Origin of the sequence: Streptomyces sp. NBC_00285, assembly GCF_036174265.1 — a bacterium.
Lineage (GTDB): Bacteria > Actinomycetota > Actinomycetes > Streptomycetales > Streptomycetaceae > Streptomyces.
The window spans coordinates 4,986,733-5,001,191 of record NZ_CP108055.1; the positions used below are offsets into that span (position 1 = coordinate 4,986,733).

Genomic DNA, 14,459 nt, shown 5'->3' on the forward strand with positions numbered 1-14,459 from the left:
ACTCCTCTTGGTCGGTTCAGTTGGGAAACGAGGGCTGCGACGGACCGTGTTTCTCCACCAACGCCCGGGTCCGCTGCTCGTCCAGCTCGTACACGGTCTCGTGCGCCCGCGGGTCCCGCGCGTGCAGGGTGTGGAACAGCGGGCTCGTCGGCCCGCCCAGCTCCACCAGCGAGGCCGAGGCGCCGCGCACCGCGCGTTCGGTGCCGTACGGCGTCGTCAGGTCGATGCGGTTGACCACCCCCGGTGTCACCCACACCGGCACCGACTCCAGCATCCCGAAGAGCTGGAGATGGAAGTGACCGGTCAGGACGACCCGTACGTCACTCCCCCGGATCGCCTCCGCCAACTCCCCGGGGTTGAGCAGCCCGAAGACCTGCTGGGTCACGGACAGGCCGAGGCTGAGAGGCGGATGGTGGAAGGCGAGTACCGTGCCGTGCTCGGCCGGTGTCCTCAACACCTCGCGCAACCAGTCCAGTTGGGCCTCGGTGAACCGCCCGTACACCTTGCCCGGCACGAGCGAGTCCAGCGTGACGAAGCGGTGGCCGCCGACCGTGCTCACCGCGGCCCGCTCCGAGTCCCCGGTCTCCAGAACCGACTGCGGCTGCGCGTGCCCGCTGCCCAGCACCTTGCCGAAGGCCTCGCGCTCGTCGTGGTTGCCGGTCGTGTAGAAGACGGGAGCGCCGTGCGGCCGGGCGAACTCACCGACGAGTTCCCGCACCGTCGTATAGGCCTCCACCGCCCCGTCGTCGGCGATGTCCCCGGTGACGACGACCGCGTCGACGTCCCGCACATGCCGCAGCTCGGTGAGCATCAGCCGCAGTGAGTCGGTGGCGTTGACGCCGTTCCCGTTGGGGGCGTCGACGCTCTCCACGTGGGTGTCCGAGAGATGAATGATCCGCATGTCCCGCCACGCTAGCCGGAGTCGACCACCACAACCAGGCCGCCCGCCCGGCCGACGGGAGGTGGGGGCGGCCCCGAAGGACACCACCCCCACCTCCTCACCTCGGGCCGGACGGCCGACCGGTCAGCTCAGGGACTTCAGCGCGGACGCGTCGTACGGCTTCAGCTCGTCGTGGTGCCCCGCGAGGACCTTCGCCGCCCACTGCGGGTCCTGGAGCAGCGCCCGTCCGACGGCCACCATGTCGAACTCCTCCCGCTCCAGGGCGTCGAGGAGGTCGTCGATGCCCTTGAGCGGGGCGCCCTCGCCGGCGAAGCCACGGAGGAAGTCCCCGTCGAGCCCGACCGAGCCCACGGTGATGGTGGTCCGGCCCGTCAGCTTCTTCGTCCAGCCCGCGAGGTTGAGGTCGGAACCCTCGAACTCCGGGATCCAGTAACGGCGCGTGGAGGCGTGGAACGCGTCGACACCGGCCGCGGCGAGCGGCGCGAGGATCGCCTCCAGCTCCTGAGGCGTCTCGGCGAGCCGCGCCCGGTAGGCCTCCTGCTTCCACTGCGAGTACCGGAAGATGATCGGGAACTCCGCCGACACCGTCTCCCGTACGGCCGCCACGATCTCCGCCGCAAACTTCGTACGGGCGACGGGGTCACCGCCGTAGGCGTCGCCGCGGCGGTTCGTGCCCGCCCACAGGAACTGGTCGAGCAGGTAGCCGTGGGCGCCGTGCAGTTCCACGCCGTCGAAGCCGATGCGCTCGGCGGCGGCCGCGGCCTCGGCGAACGCGCCGATGACGTCGTCCAGGTCGCGCTGGGTCATCGCCTTGCCGGTGGGCTCCTCGGCTCCGAGGCGCAGGCCGGAGGGGCCGACGGCGGGTGCGTCGGCGTAGGGCGGCTCGCCCTGGCTGCGGACCATGCCGATGTGCCACAGCTGCGGAACGATGGTGCCGCCCGCCGCGTGCACCTGCTCGGCGACCTTCGCCCAGCCGGCCAGCTGCTCCTCGCCGTGGAACCGCGGGACGCTGTCGCTCTGGCCGGCCGAGTCGTGGCCGACGTACGTGCCCTCGGTGACGACCAGGCCGACTCCGGCGGCCGCGCGGCGGGAGTAGTACGACGCCACGTCGTCGCCGGGGACGCCGCCCGGGGAGAACATCCGGGTCATGGGCGCCATGGCGATGCGGTTCGGGACGGTCAGGCCGTTGATCGTGACCGGCCGGGAGAGGATCTCGGCGGCACGGGAGGCGGCTCCGGAGGCAGCGGTGGAGGCGGCCGGGGATGTGGCGGGGGCGGTCACGCGAGGCACTCCTGTGGGGACGGGCGACAGGTGGGATACCCGTCGGTATGTGCAACGTACATACGCGGCAACCGCCGCGTACAGCGCACGCATTCCGCTCAGCGGCCCAACGCCCTGTGATCCTGGCCACTGGCCACCGGCATGGCAGAAGCCCGCCCCACACACAGTGGGACGGGCTTCGTGTCGAGCGCCGGGCAGGCCTTGCACCTGCATCTCCCCGCAGGAAGCGGGGCGTCTTTCCTTGGACCACCAACGCGTAGTCGGACGACGGGAGTTCACGTCGACCGGCTCTTGATCAGCATAGCGCAATAAAACACCGGGGGCGGCCACCCCCTGTCTCCAGGAAGTGCCGCCCCCGGCAAGGACGTTGATCAACCGTCGGGCCCTGGGGCCCGGGTCGATCAGAAGTCCATGTCACCGCCCGGCATGCCGCCACCGGCGCCCGCGCCGGCACCGGCCTTTTCGGGCTTGTCGGCGATGACGGCCTCGGTGGTGAGGAAGAGCGCGGCGATGGAGGCCGCGTTCTGGAGCGCGGAGCGCGTGACCTTCGCCGGGTCGATGATGCCCTCGGCGATCATGTCGACGTACTCACCGGTCGCGGCGTTCAGGCCGTGACCGATCGGGAGGTTGCGGACCTTCTCGACGATGACGCCACCCTCGAGACCACCGTTGATGGCGATCTGCTTGAGCGGGGCCTCCAGGGCGAGCCTCACGGCGTTGGCGCCGGTCGCCTCGTCACCGGACAGGTCCAGCTTCTCGAAGACGCTGGAGGCCTGGATGAGCGCGACGCCGCCACCGGCGACGATGCCCTCTTCGACGGCCGCCTTGGCGTTGCGCACGGCGTCCTCGATGCGGTGCTTGCGCTCCTTGAGCTCGACCTCGGTCGCGGCACCGGCCTTGATGACGGCGACGCCACCGGCGAGCTTCGCCAGGCGCTCCTGGAGCTTCTCGCGGTCGTAGTCCGAGTCGCTGTTCTCGATCTCGGCGCGGATCTGGTTGACCCGGCCCTGAACCTGCTCGGAGGAGCCGGCACCGTCGACGATGGTGGTCTCGTCCTTGGTGATGACGACCTTGCGGGCACGGCCCAGGAGGTCGATGGAGGTGTTCTCGAGCTTGAGCCCGACCTCCTCGGAGATGACCTCGCCACCGGTGAGGATGGCGATGTCGTTCAGCATCGCCTTGCGGCGGTCGCCGAAGCCCGGGGCCTTGACGGCGACGGACTTGAAGGTGCCGCGGATCTTGTTGACGACCAGGGTCGACAGGGCCTCGCCCTCGACGTCCTCGGCGATGATCAGCAGCGGCTTGCCCGACTGCATGACCTTCTCCAGAAGCGGGAGCAGGTCCTTGACGGAGCCGATCTTGGAGTTGGCGATCAGGATGTAGGGGTCGTCGAGCGACGCCTCCATCCGCTCCATGTCGGTGGCGAAGTACGCCGAGATGTAGCCCTTGTCGAAGCGCATACCCTCGGTGAGCTCAAGCTCAAGACCGAAGGTCTGGGACTCCTCGACGGTGATGACGCCTTCCTTGCCGACCTTGTCCATCGCCTCGGCGATGAGCTCGCCGATCTGGGTGTCGGCGGCGGAGATGGAGGCCGTCGAAGCGATCTGCTCCTTGGTCTCGACATCCTTGGCCTGCTCGAGCAGGGCGGCGGAGACGGCCTCGACGGCCTTCTCGATACCGCGCTTGAGGGCCATCGGGTTGGCACCGGCGGCTACGTTGCGCAGGCCTTCCTTGACGAGGGCCTGGGCGAGCACGGTCGCGGTGGTCGTACCGTCGCCGGCGACGTCGTCCGTCTTCTTGGCGACTTCCTTGACCAGCTCGGCGCCGATCTTCTCGTACGGGTCCTCGAGCTCGATCTCCTTGGCGATGGAGACACCATCGTTGGTGATCGTGGGGGCGCCCCACTTCTTCTCGAGGACGACGTTGCGGCCCTTGGGGCCGAGCGTCACCTTGACGGCGTCCGCGAGCTGGTTCATGCCGCGCTCGAGGCCGCGCCGCGCCTCCTCGTCGAACGCGATGATCTTGGCCATGTGAAGTGGTCCCTCCAGGACTGGGGGTGATTCCTTCGGACCGCGCCCGCGCCCGCGACGGACGGCTCACCTGCCTGTGGGTTCCTTCCCCACCCGGCTTGCGGGCCTCACCGACCCGGTCCTTCGTTGTCACTCTCACCTTCAGAGTGCTAACGCCAATGATTAGCACTCGGCATGGTCGAGTGCAAGCGCCTCTCAGGGATCGGCCCCCTTCACGAACCCCGAGCCGCCGGACCGAGGACACCCCATCCACCACACCCGGCACGGATCGCCTCAGGCGAAAAAGGGGCGCGGGGAACTGCGCAAAACGCCCGCCCCCACCGACCCCGCACAGGCCACCGAACCGCACAGGCCACCGAACCCGCACCACAACCCGCCCGACCGCCGGAGGCGCGCGCATGCCGGAGGGCCCGTACCCATGACTCCCCATGGGTACGAGCCCTCCGAACGAGAACGAAGAACGACGCTGTTGTTACCCGGCGCGTGCTTCAGCCTGTCGCGAGACGAACCATGTCCGCCTGCGGCCCCTTCTGACCCTGCGAGATCTCGAATTCGACCCGCTGGCCCTCTTCAAGGGTGCGGTAACCGTCCATCTGGATCGCGCTGTAGTGGACGAATACATCCGCACCACCGTCGACCGCGATGAAGCCGTACCCCTTCTCCGCGTTGAACCACTTGACGGTGCCCTGAGCCATGCCTAACTCCCCTATTACTGGCCCTTGCACGGATCCGCACTTCGCGGATCCGGGTCAGACCTCACCCCCCAGATGGTTGGGGGCGTGCGCCGGAACGCGTCGACCGCGGCTGAATGTATCTGTCCAACTGCCGTCTGCAACAGGTCAATCGGACGAGAATTCTGGACGGAAGGGGTCCGGAATGTAGCGAGAATTCGCCTGACTTCGGGGCAAATCGGGCCCCACAAAGGACGCAAAAGGCACATAAGTCGCGCACACTTTGGCTACTTCTCATCGCCCGAGAAGCAAGAACTCATATGCGTGCGACATGAAGAGAGCCGCAGCTTCCCCAACTGTACCGCGCTCAACCATAGAGAATTGCCCCCTCCGCTTCTTCGCGGAGAGGGCAATCAGATGAACACTCGGTCATTTCCATTACCGACGGTAATGACCGGTCATACGGTCACCCTCCGGCGACGGCCGGAATGATGGAGACGCCGGCCCCGTCGGGCGTCGTCGTCTCCAGGCCCTGCTCGAACCGCACGTCGTCGTCGTTCACGTACACATTGACGAACCGCCGCAGCTTGCCCTGGTCGTCCAGGACGCGGGCCGCGATACCGGTGTGGTTCTTCTCCAGATCCGCGATGACCTCGGCGAGGGTCGTACCCTCGGCCTGCACCTCGGCCTGTCCGCCGGTGTAGGTACGCAGGATGGTGGGGATGCGGACGGAAACGCTCATGTTCAAGACCTCCGGTCGGGTATCGCACCTAGTGGCGCGGGGCGCGGGGAACTGCGCGACTACGCGAGACCAGCCTCGCGGAACGAGTCCAGGTTGGGACGGATCGTGGCGGTGAGACCCGTACCCGCGACCGCGTCCAGCGTCTTCAGACCGTCACCGGTGTTCAGCACGACGGTCGTCAGCGAGGGATCCAGCACACCGTTCTCGATGAGCTTCTTCGCGACACCGACGGTCACCCCGCCGGCGGTCTCCGCGAAGATGCCCTCCGTGCGGGCGAGCAGCTTGATCGCGTCCACGACCTGCTCGTCATTGACGTCCTCCACCGCACCGCCGGTACGGCGCGCGATGTCCAGCACATAGGGGCCGTCCGCCGGGTTGCCGATGGCGAGGGACTTGGCGATGGTGTTCGGCTTCTGCGGCCGTACGACGTCGTGGCCCGCCTTGTACGCGACGGACACCGGCGAGCATCCCTCGGCCTGGGCGCCGAAGATCTTGTACGGCCGGTCCTCGACGAGCCCGAGCTTGATCAGCTCCTGGAGCCCCTTGTCGATCTTCGTGAGCTGCGAGCCGGAGGCGATGGGGACCACGAGCTGGTCGGGCAGCCGCCAGCCGAGCTGCTCGCAGATCTCGTACGCCAGGGTCTTGGACCCCTCCGCGTAGTACGGCCGCAGGTTGACGTTGACGAAGCCCCAGCCCTCGCCGGCCGGGTCGCCGATCAGCTCGGAGCAGAAGCGGTTCACGTCGTCGTAGTTGCCCTCGATGCCGATGAGCTCGCCGCCGTAGATCGCGGCCATGACGACCTTGCCCTGCTCCAGGTCGTGCGGGATGAACACGCAGGAGCGGAAGCCGGCCCGCGCCGCGGCGGCGCCGACCGCACCGGCGAGATTGCCGGTGGAGGAGCAGGACAGGGTGGTGAAGCCGAAGGCGCGAGCGGCCTCGATGGCCTGCGCGACGACGCGGTCCTTGAAGGAGTGCGTCGGGTTGCCGGAGTCGTCCTTGATGTACAGGCCGCCGGTGACGCCGAGCTCGCGGGCGAGGTTGTCGGCCTTGACGAGGTGGGTCCAGCCGGGGTTGATGTTGGGCTTGTCCGCGACGTCCGCGGGGACGGGCAGCAGCGGGGCGTAACGCCAGATGTTCGCCGGTCCCGCCTCGATCCGCTTGCGGAGCTCCTCGGTGTCGTAGCCGGAGAAGTCGTACGCGATCTCGAGCGGGCCGAAACACTCCTCGCAGGCGAAGACCGGGCCGAGGGGCACGCGGTGACCGCACTCGCGGCAGCTCAGAGCCGCGGCGGGACCGAGGTCTACGGTGGGATTCGTGGTGCTTGCAACAGTCTGCGCAGCCATGGAGGCGAGGCCCTTTCCTCATCTTCCTCACGACGCACTTCGCCGTGAGACGGATTTGGCACCTTCCCTAATCGGGAGCCTCGCTGCGACGATCATGAGCGATCGCTACGAGAACCGACTGGAGGGTTGCCGGGGCTTCATCGGGCCGTATCCCTCTGCCCCTCTGGATGAGCGGTATGAAGTTGTGAACGGCGGGCCATCCCGGACATGCGATGGTCATCCGCGTTGTTCAAGACTGTAACCGACGACCTGGACAGTTGAGTGGGTCGTCCGAACCGCGAGATGACTACCATCCATCAGCCGCTACCGCGGCAGGCACGCAGAGGAGCCGCGCACTGTGCTGAACGAAGTCGAGCGCTGGCTGGCCACCCGTTCCTGGTCCGTGACCGATCGCCCGCTCCACAGGATCATGGCGGCGAAACGGGGCACGGGCCGCACTGTCAGCGTCGTCCTGCCCGCGCTCAACGAGGAGGAGACGGTCGGTGACATCGTCTCCGTGATCCGTCACGACCTCATGCAGCAGGTTCCGCTGGTCGACGAGATCGTCGTCGTCGACTCGGGATCGACCGACCGTACGTCCGAGGTGGCCGCCGCGGCCGGCGCGCGGGTCGTCCACCGTGACGACATCCTCCCGCGCATCCCGGCCGTGCCCGGCAAGGGCGAGGTCCTGTGGCGCTCCCTCCTCGCCACCAGCGGGGACATCGTCTGCTTCATCGACGCCGACCTGAAGGAGTTCTCCTCGGACTTCGTCTCCGGCATCGTCGGCCCGCTGCTCACCGACCCCGAGGTCGACCTGGTCAAGGGCATGTACGACCGCCCCCTGGGTGGCGCCGCCGGACAGGGCGGCCGGGTCACCGAGCTCATGGCGCGCCCGCTGCTGAACATGCACTGGCCGCAGCTGGCCGGTTTCGTACAGCCGCTGGGCGGCGAGTACGCGGCCCGCCGAAGCCTGCTGGAACAGCTCCCGTTCCCCGTCGGCTACGGCGTCGAGCTCGGCATGCTGGTGGACTCCCTGCACCTGGTGGGCCTGGACGCCCTCGCCCAGGTCGACGTGGGCGTCCGCAAGCACCGCCACCAGGACGGCCAGGCCCTGGGCCGGATGTCCGCCGCGATCTACCGCACCGCCCAGCTCCGGCTGGCCCGCGGCCATATGATCCGGCCCTCCCTCACCCAGTTCGAGCGGGGCCGGGACGGCTTCGAACCGCGCACGTACTCCGTGGACACGGAGGAACGGCCGCCGATGGTGGAGATCGCGGAGTACGCGAAGCGGAAGGTCGCGTGACCCGAGGACGCGTTCCGTATACGGCTCCCCACTGAGCGCAACCGTACGTTTGAGCGGTTCCGGACCAGGCTAGGTTGAGGCGTATGGCTTCCACGCACGGCGCTGCTCACCAGGTGCTGGTCGCGTCCAATCGCGGCCCGGTCTCATACGAAGTGGGCGAGGACGGCTCGCTGAACGCCAAGCGGGGCGGCGGCGGACTCGTCTCCGGTCTGTCGGCGATCGGGCCGGACGCGGGCGCCCTGTGGGTGTGCTCGGCACTGTCCGACGGCGACCGCGAGGCGGTACGGCAGGGGGTCGGCGAGGACGGTGTCCGGATGCTCGCGATCCCGGCCGACGTGCACGCCGACGCGTACAACGGCATCGCGAACTCGGTGCTGTGGTTCGTCCACCACCTCCTCTACCAGACCCCGCTGGAGCCGGTCTTCGACGCGGAGTTCCGGCGGCAGTGGGCGTCGTACGAGACGTACAACCGCGCCTTCGCCGAGGCGCTCGCCGAGGAGGCGGCGCAGGGCGCGGCGGTCCTGGTGCAGGACTACCACCTGTGCCTGGTGCCGGGGATGCTGCGGGAGCTGCGCCCCGACCTGCGCATCGCCCACTTCTCGCACACGCCGTGGGCGCCGGTGGACTACTTCCGGATGCTGCCGGACGACATCGCGTCCCAGCTGCTGCGGGGCATGCTGGGCGCCGACCGGCTCGGCTTCCTCACCGGCCGCTGGGCGGACGCCTTCACGGCCTGCAGTACGGAGTTCGTGGGCGGACTCGGGGAAACCCGGATCGGGGTGCACGGCCTGGGCGCGGACGCGGACTTCCTGCGCGAGCGGTCGCACGAGCGGGACGTGAACGACCGGATGGCGGCGCTGCGCGAGGAGATCGGCGAGGGCCGCAGGACGATCGTGCGGGTGGACCGGACCGAGCTGTCGAAGAACATCGTGCGGGGACTGCTCGCCTACCGGCGGCTGCTGGAGTCACGGCCCGAGTGGTGCGAGCGGGTCGTGCATGTGGCGTTCGCGTATCCGTCGCGGCAGGACCTGTCGGTGTACCGGGACTACACGGCTGAGGTGCAGCGGCTGGCGGACGAGATCAACGACGCTTTCGGCACGGCCGGTTGGACCCCGGTCGTGCTGCACGTCAAGGACGACTTCGCACGTTCCCTCGCCGCGTACCGGCTGGCCGACGTGGCACTGGTCAATCCGATCCGGGACGGCATGAACCTGGTCGCGAAGGAGATGCCGGTGGTCTCCGACGAGGGGTGCGCGCTGGTGCTGTCGCGGGAGGCGGGGGCGTACGAGGAACTGGGCGACGACGCGATCGTGGTCAACCCCTACGACGTGGAACAGACGGCGACGGCACTGCACGAGGCCCTGACGATGCCCGCGGGCGAGCGGGCCGAACGCGCGAAGAGGCTGGCCGCGGCGGCGACGGCACTGCCGCCGGCGCAGTGGTTCCTGGACCAGTTGAACGCGCTGAACGCTCTGGACGGATGAGTATGAGCCTGCCGACGCCCAGCACCGCTGCCGGCCGGGACGGCCTCCGGGCCCTTCTCGCGGACCCCGAAAGGGCGGTGATCGGCCTCGACTTCGACGGGACGCTCGCGCCGATCGTCTCCGACCCTGAGCAGGCGCGGGCACACCCGGAGGCGGTCTCGGTCCTTGCTTCCCTGGCCCCGAAGGTGGCGTCCGTCGCGGTCGTCACCGGCCGCCCGGCCGAGGTCGCGGTCCGTTACGGCGGCTTCGCGGACGTCCCCGGGCTGGAGCACCTGACCGTGCTCGGCCACTACGGCGCGGAGCGCTGGGACGCGGCGACGGGCAAGGTCACGGCCCCGGAACCGCACCCGGGCGTGGCCGCGGTCCGCGCCGGGCTGCCGGCCCTCCTCGACGGCACGGGCGCGTGGATCGAGGAGAAGGGCGGCCGGGCGGTGGCCGTCCACACCCGCCGGGCCCCGGACCCCCAGGCCACCTTCGACGCCCTCCGCGCCCCGCTCACGGCCCTGGCCACCGAACACGGCCTGATCGTCGAGCCGGGCCGCCTGGTCCTGGAACTCCGTCCCCCCGGCATGGACAAGGGGGTGGCACTCCTGACCCACGTCCGCGACCTGTCCGCCACGTCCGTCCTCTACGCCGGCGACGACCTGGGCGATCTCCCGGCCTTCACCGCGGTGGACGACCTCCGCGCGACCGGCACCCCGGGCCTCCTGGTCTGCAGCGGCAGCGACGAGGTGACGGAACTGAGGAAACGGGCGGACCTGGTGGTGGACGGCCCGGGGGGCGTGGTGGCCCTGCTGAGCACCCTCTTCGGCCCCTCCGGCGGCAGATCCAGCCCCTCCGGCGTTTGAGGAGCGGGGGTCCAGGGGGCAGAGCCCCCTGGCACCTACCGCTCCGACCGCCGAGCGTCCCGCACTCTCCGCAGCCGGTTCACCGTCACCGGATCGAAGGCCAGGGCCCGCGCGTCGTCCAGCAGCGCGTTCAGCAGTTGGTAGTAGCGAACCGGCGCCAGCCCCAGTTCCTCCCGGATCGCCCGCTCCTTCGCACCGGGCCCCGCGAAGCCACGACGCTCCAGCGCGAGAACGTCCCGCTCCCTACGGCCCAGCTCCGGATGCTCCATGCCCAAAACCGTAGCTCCCGCCACTGACAGCGACTACTCCGCGTTCTGCGCGGTCAGCTGCAGCGCGCGCAGCACCTCGGCGGGGCTCCCGTCCGGGCTCACCGCGGACCCGATCCGCTTCTTGACGGCCGCGCTGACCGAGGCCCAGGACGTCTTCCCGACGGGAGGCAGTTCGGAGTCGGGCAGGGCGTCGAGGAAGGGCTTGAGGTCGGCGTCCCGGGGGTTCCCGCTCATGGTCGAGGACGCGGAGTTGGTGACCGGCAGCAGGTCGTACTCCCGCGAGAAGGCGAGCACGTTCTTCTCGCTGTAGACGAAGTCGAGGAAGTCACCGACCTGTTCGGCGTGCCCGTTCTTCTTGAACGCCATCATCCAGTCGGCCACGCCCATGGAGTTCTTGGTCCGTCCGTCGACGCCCGGCATCGGCACCATCCCGAACTTCACGCCCTTCGCGGCGGCGATCTTCATCAGCGCGGGATGTCCGTCGAGCATCCCGACGTCCCCGGCGGCGAACGCCGAGAACGCCGCGGCCCGGTTCAGGTTCTCGGGCGCGACCGGCCCGGTCAGCCCCTTGCCGACGAGGTCGTCCTTGAGCCAGGTCAGCGTCGCGAGGTTCTCGTCGGAGTCGATGCCGTACGTCCCGACGGAGTTGACGTATCCGCCGCCTCCGCTCAGCAGCCACTGCATGGTCTCGGCCTGTGCCTCCTCCGGCCCGAGGGGCAGCGCGTACGGGAATTTCACGCCGTCGGCCTTCAGCGTCCGCGCGTCGGCGGCGAGCTGCTTCCACGTCTTCGGCGGAGTGAGCCCGGCGTCGGCGAAGAGGGTCTTGTTGTAGAAGAGCAGCCGGGTGGAGGCGGCGAACGGCATCCCGTACTGGATCCCGTTGATCTGCCCCGCGGAGCCGAGCTGCCCGGCGAAGTCGGCCTGTTCGCGGATCCCGATCAGGTCGTCGGCCTTGTACAGCAGCTTCTTGTCGGCGTAGTCGGCGTACGCGCCGATCTGCGCCATGTCGGGCGCCTTCCCGGCGTCGACCTGCTCCCTGACCTTGCGGTCGACGTCGGTCCAGGAGTACACGCTGACGTCGATCTTCACGCCGTCGTGCTTGGCCTCGTACTGCTTGACGAGCTCGTCCCAGTACTTCTGGGAGCTGTCGGCCGGGCCGTCGCCGTAGTCGGCGGCGACCAGTCTCAGCGTCACCTCGTCCGACCCGCCGCCCAGTCCGCAGCCACCCAGTACCGCTGTCATGCCCAGTGCGGACACCGCCGCGATCGTTTCCGTCCTACGCCGCCGCACCGACAACCGCCCCACACTCACGTTCGAAAGCTTTCGAAAAGTCATACATATCTCCACCCTCAGGTCTACACCACGTGAGTGGACTAGACCTCTTGCGGGTCGACGGGTCACACTGTCCCCGTGAGACATGTCATCGCCCTCGACGTGGGCGGCACCGGGATGAAAGCGGCCCTGATCGGCGCGGACGGTGCACTGCTGCACCAGGCCCGCCGCGCGACCGGCCGTGAGCGCGGACCGGACGCCGTCGTCGAGGGCATCCTCGGCTTCGCCGCCGAGCTGCGCGCGTACGGCGCCGAGCACCTCGGTGCTCCGGCCCTCGCGGCCGGCGTCGCCGTCCCCGGCATCGTCGACGAGGAACAGGGCATCGCGGTCTACTCCGCCAACCTGGGCTGGCGGGACCTCCCGCTGCGCGCCCGGCTCGCCGACCGCCTCGGCGGCGTCCCCGTCGCCCTCGGCCACGACGTCCGCACCGGCGGCCTCGCGGAGGGCCGCATCGGCGCGGGCCGGGGCGCCGACCGCTTCCTCTTCGTCCCCCTGGGCACCGGCATCGCGGGCGCCATCGGCATCGCCGGCCGGGTCGAGGCGGGCGCCCACGGTTTCGCGGGCGAGATCGGCCACATCGTCGTACGCCCGGACGGCCTGCCCTGCCCGTGCGGGCAGCGGGGCTGCCTGGAGCGGTACGCGTCCGCGGCGGCCGTGTCGCAGGCGTGGGCCTCGGCCACCGGGACCCCGGAGGCGGACGCGGCGGACTGCGCGAAGGCAGTGGAGGCCGAGGACCCGAAGGCCCTGGAGGTCTGGCACACCGCCGTGGCCGCCCTGGCGGACGGACTGGTCACCGCCCTCACCCTCCTGGACCCCCGCACCCTGATCATCGGCGGCGGCCTCGCGGAGGCGGGGGAAACCCTGTTCACACCACTGCGGGAGGCGGTCCGCCGAAGGATCACCTTCCAGAAGCCGCCGACGATCGTCCCCGCGGCCCTGGGTGACACGGCGGGCTGCCTCGGTGCCGGCCTCCTGGCTTGGGATCTCCTCGACAAGACCGACGGTTCGGAGGCAACTCGCTGATGGCAGCCCACTCAGGGACGCGGGACAGTGCTGAATCCGCGGCCACCGGAACCCCCCTGGTGCTCTCCGGCGCCAACGTGGTCCTGCCCACAGGAACCGTCCAAGACGGCCAGGTCGTCGTCGAGGGCACCCGCATCACCGCCACCGCCCCCGAGAACGCCCAGGTCATCGACGTCACCGGACACTGGCTGGTCCCGGGCTTCGTGGACCTCCACAACCACGGCGGCGGCGGAGCCTCGTTCACGTCAGGCACCCCCGAAGAGATCCTCAAGGGAATCCGCACCCACCGCCTCCACGGCACCACCACCCTCGTCGCCTCCACCGTCACCGGCGACATGGACTTCCTCGCCCAGCGGGCCGGTCTGCTCAGCGAGCTCGCCGAACAGGGCGACGTCGCCGGCGTCCACTTCGAGGGCCCGTTCATCTCCCCCTGCCGCAAGGGCGCGCACGCGGAGGCGCTGCTGCGCGACCCCGACCCGGCGGAGGTCCGCAAGCTGCTCGACGCGGCGCGCGGACAGGCCAGGATGGTCACGCTCGCCACCGAACTCCCCGGCGGCATCGACTCCGTACGGCTCCTCGCCGAACACGGAGTCATCGCCGCGATCGGGCACACGGACGCGACGTACGAGCAGACGGTGGAGGCCATCGACGCGGGCGCCACCGTGGCCACCCATCTCTTCAACGCGATGCCGCCCCTCGGCCACCGCGCCCCCGGCCCCATCGCCGCCCTCCTGGAGGACGAGCGGATCACGGTCGAGCTCATCAACGACGGCACACATCTGCACCCGGCCGCCCTCCAGTTGGCGTTCCACCGCGCCCGGGCGCAGCGTGTGGCGTTCATCACGGACGCGATGGACGCGGCCGGATTCGGCGACGGGCGTTACATGCTCGGCCCGCTGGAGGTCGAGGTCAGCGAAGGCGTCGCCCGGCTGGTCGAGGGCGGCTCGATCGCGGGCTCCACGCTCACCCTGGACCGCGCCTTCAAACGGGCGGTGACGATCGACCGGCTCCCGGTGGAGGACGTCGTCGCCTCGATCTCCGCCAACCCGGCCCGGCTGCTCGGCATGGCCGACCGCATCGGCTCGGTGGAGCCCGGCAAGGACGCCGACCTGGTCCTCCTCGACCATCGTTTCGACCTCAAGGGCGTCATGCGCCGGGGTGAATGGGTGGTCGGTCCGCAACTGGGCTGATGTGTCCCGCTGTTGGGGGCGGCGGTGTCCTGGGACACTGAAGGGGCTCATTCCGTTTCCGGG

Annotated in this window: 13 protein-coding genes and 1 riboswitch; of the genes, 5 read left to right on the forward strand and 8 right to left on the reverse strand. The window is 69.7% G+C overall.

The window, feature by feature from the left end:
* Nucleotides 1-16: 16 nt before the first annotated feature.
* The 6 genes from OHT57_RS22870 to thrC form a co-directional block, all read right to left on the reverse strand.
* On the reverse strand, nt 17-901 hold the full coding sequence (locus tag OHT57_RS22870; RefSeq protein ID WP_328748348.1) for a metallophosphoesterase family protein: 885 nt from the start codon (nt 899-901) through the stop codon (nt 17-19).
* 123 nt (nt 902-1,024) lie between these two features.
* Nucleotides 1,025-2,182 carry an NADH:flavin oxidoreductase gene (locus tag OHT57_RS22875; RefSeq protein WP_328748349.1) on the reverse strand — a complete coding sequence of 386 codons (1,158 nt, stop codon included), beginning with the start codon at nt 2,180-2,182 and terminating at the stop codon, nt 1,025-1,027.
* Between the two features lie 401 nt (nt 2,183-2,583).
* Nucleotides 2,584-4,212: a chaperonin GroEL gene (gene groL / locus OHT57_RS22880; protein ID WP_328748350.1), complete on the reverse strand. Its 1,629-nt coding sequence runs from the start codon at nt 4,210-4,212 to the stop codon at nt 2,584-2,586.
* 488 nt (nt 4,213-4,700) lie between these two features.
* Nucleotides 4,701-4,907, reverse strand: coding sequence for a cold-shock protein (locus tag OHT57_RS22885; protein ID WP_007382895.1), 207 nt, complete (start codon nt 4,905-4,907; stop codon nt 4,701-4,703).
* Between the two features lie 442 nt (nt 4,908-5,349).
* Nucleotides 5,350-5,625, reverse strand: coding sequence for a MoaD/ThiS family protein (locus OHT57_RS22890; RefSeq protein WP_328748351.1), 276 nt, complete (start codon nt 5,623-5,625; stop codon nt 5,350-5,352).
* A gap of 59 nt (nt 5,626-5,684) precedes the next feature.
* Complete coding sequence (gene thrC / locus OHT57_RS22895; RefSeq protein ID WP_328748352.1) at nt 5,685-6,968, reverse strand: threonine synthase; 1,284 nt, start codon at nt 6,966-6,968, stop codon at nt 5,685-5,687.
* Nucleotides 6,969-6,983: 15 nt separating this feature from the next.
* Nucleotides 6,984-7,142: riboswitch (SAM riboswitch) on the reverse strand.
* A gap of 163 nt (nt 7,143-7,305) precedes the next feature.
* Here thrC and OHT57_RS22900 point away from each other — a divergent pair.
* The 3 genes from OHT57_RS22900 to otsB all read left to right on the forward strand — a co-directional run bounded on the left by OHT57_RS22900 (nt 7,306) and on the right by otsB (nt 10,582).
* Nucleotides 7,306-8,250: a glucosyl-3-phosphoglycerate synthase gene (locus OHT57_RS22900; RefSeq protein ID WP_328748353.1), complete on the forward strand. Its 945-nt coding sequence runs from the start codon at nt 7,306-7,308 to the stop codon at nt 8,248-8,250.
* An 83-nt stretch (nt 8,251-8,333) separates the two neighbouring features.
* Nucleotides 8,334-9,734 (forward strand): alpha,alpha-trehalose-phosphate synthase (UDP-forming), encoded by a 1,401-nt coding sequence (locus OHT57_RS22905; RefSeq protein WP_328748354.1) that lies wholly within the window; start codon nt 8,334-8,336, stop codon nt 9,732-9,734.
* Complete coding sequence (gene otsB, locus OHT57_RS22910) at nt 9,731-10,582, forward strand: trehalose-phosphatase (protein WP_328748355.1); 852 nt, start codon at nt 9,731-9,733, stop codon at nt 10,580-10,582. Before OHT57_RS22905 ends, otsB begins: the two co-directional genes overlap by 4 nt.
* 35 nt (nt 10,583-10,617) lie before the next feature.
* Here the strand turns inward: otsB and OHT57_RS22915 are convergent, their stop codons facing one another.
* Nucleotides 10,618-10,851: a DUF3263 domain-containing protein gene (locus OHT57_RS22915; RefSeq protein WP_328748356.1), complete on the reverse strand. Its 234-nt coding sequence runs from the start codon at nt 10,849-10,851 to the stop codon at nt 10,618-10,620.
* A gap of 33 nt (nt 10,852-10,884) precedes the next feature.
* On the reverse strand, nt 10,885-12,141 hold the full coding sequence (locus OHT57_RS22920; protein ID WP_443053628.1) for an ABC transporter substrate-binding protein: 1,257 nt from the start codon (nt 12,139-12,141) through the stop codon (nt 10,885-10,887).
* A gap of 120 nt (nt 12,142-12,261) precedes the next feature.
* Between OHT57_RS22920 and OHT57_RS22925 the strand changes: the two genes are divergently transcribed.
* Together OHT57_RS22925 and nagA are read left to right on the forward strand one after the other, a co-directional pair.
* A complete protein-coding gene (locus OHT57_RS22925; RefSeq protein ID WP_328748357.1) occupies nt 12,262-13,206 on the forward strand; it encodes an ROK family protein in 945 nt (314 codons plus the stop codon).
* A complete protein-coding gene (nagA, locus tag OHT57_RS22930; RefSeq protein WP_328748358.1) occupies nt 13,206-14,396 on the forward strand; it encodes an N-acetylglucosamine-6-phosphate deacetylase in 1,191 nt (396 codons plus the stop codon). The genes OHT57_RS22925 and nagA overlap by 1 nt, the downstream gene beginning before the upstream one ends.
* The last annotated feature ends 63 nt before the right edge of the window (nt 14,397-14,459 follow it).

Excerpts from the sequence above, each read along its gene's own strand:
- thrC (WP_328748352.1), bottom strand. The coding sequence starts at position 6,968 with ATGGCTGCGCAGACTGTTGCAAGCACCACGAATCCCACCGTAGACCTC.
- otsB (WP_328748355.1), top strand. The coding sequence starts at position 9,731 with ATGAGTATGAGCCTGCCGACGCCCAGCACCGCTGCCGGCCGGGACGGC.
- nagA (WP_328748358.1), top strand. The coding sequence starts at position 13,206 with ATGGCAGCCCACTCAGGGACGCGGGACAGTGCTGAATCCGCGGCCACC.
- OHT57_RS22885 (WP_007382895.1), bottom strand. The coding sequence starts at position 4,907 with ATGGCTCAGGGCACCGTCAAGTGGTTCAACGCGGAGAAGGGGTACGGC.
- OHT57_RS22870 (WP_328748348.1), bottom strand. The coding sequence starts at position 901 with ATGCGGATCATTCATCTCTCGGACACCCACGTGGAGAGCGTCGACGCC.
- OHT57_RS22890 (WP_328748351.1), bottom strand. The coding sequence starts at position 5,625 with ATGAGCGTTTCCGTCCGCATCCCCACCATCCTGCGTACCTACACCGGC.
- OHT57_RS22915 (WP_328748356.1), bottom strand. The coding sequence starts at position 10,851 with ATGGAGCATCCGGAGCTGGGCCGTAGGGAGCGGGACGTTCTCGCGCTG.
- groL (WP_328748350.1), bottom strand. The coding sequence starts at position 4,212 with ATGGCCAAGATCATCGCGTTCGACGAGGAGGCGCGGCGCGGCCTCGAG.
- OHT57_RS22905 (WP_328748354.1), top strand. The coding sequence starts at position 8,334 with ATGGCTTCCACGCACGGCGCTGCTCACCAGGTGCTGGTCGCGTCCAAT.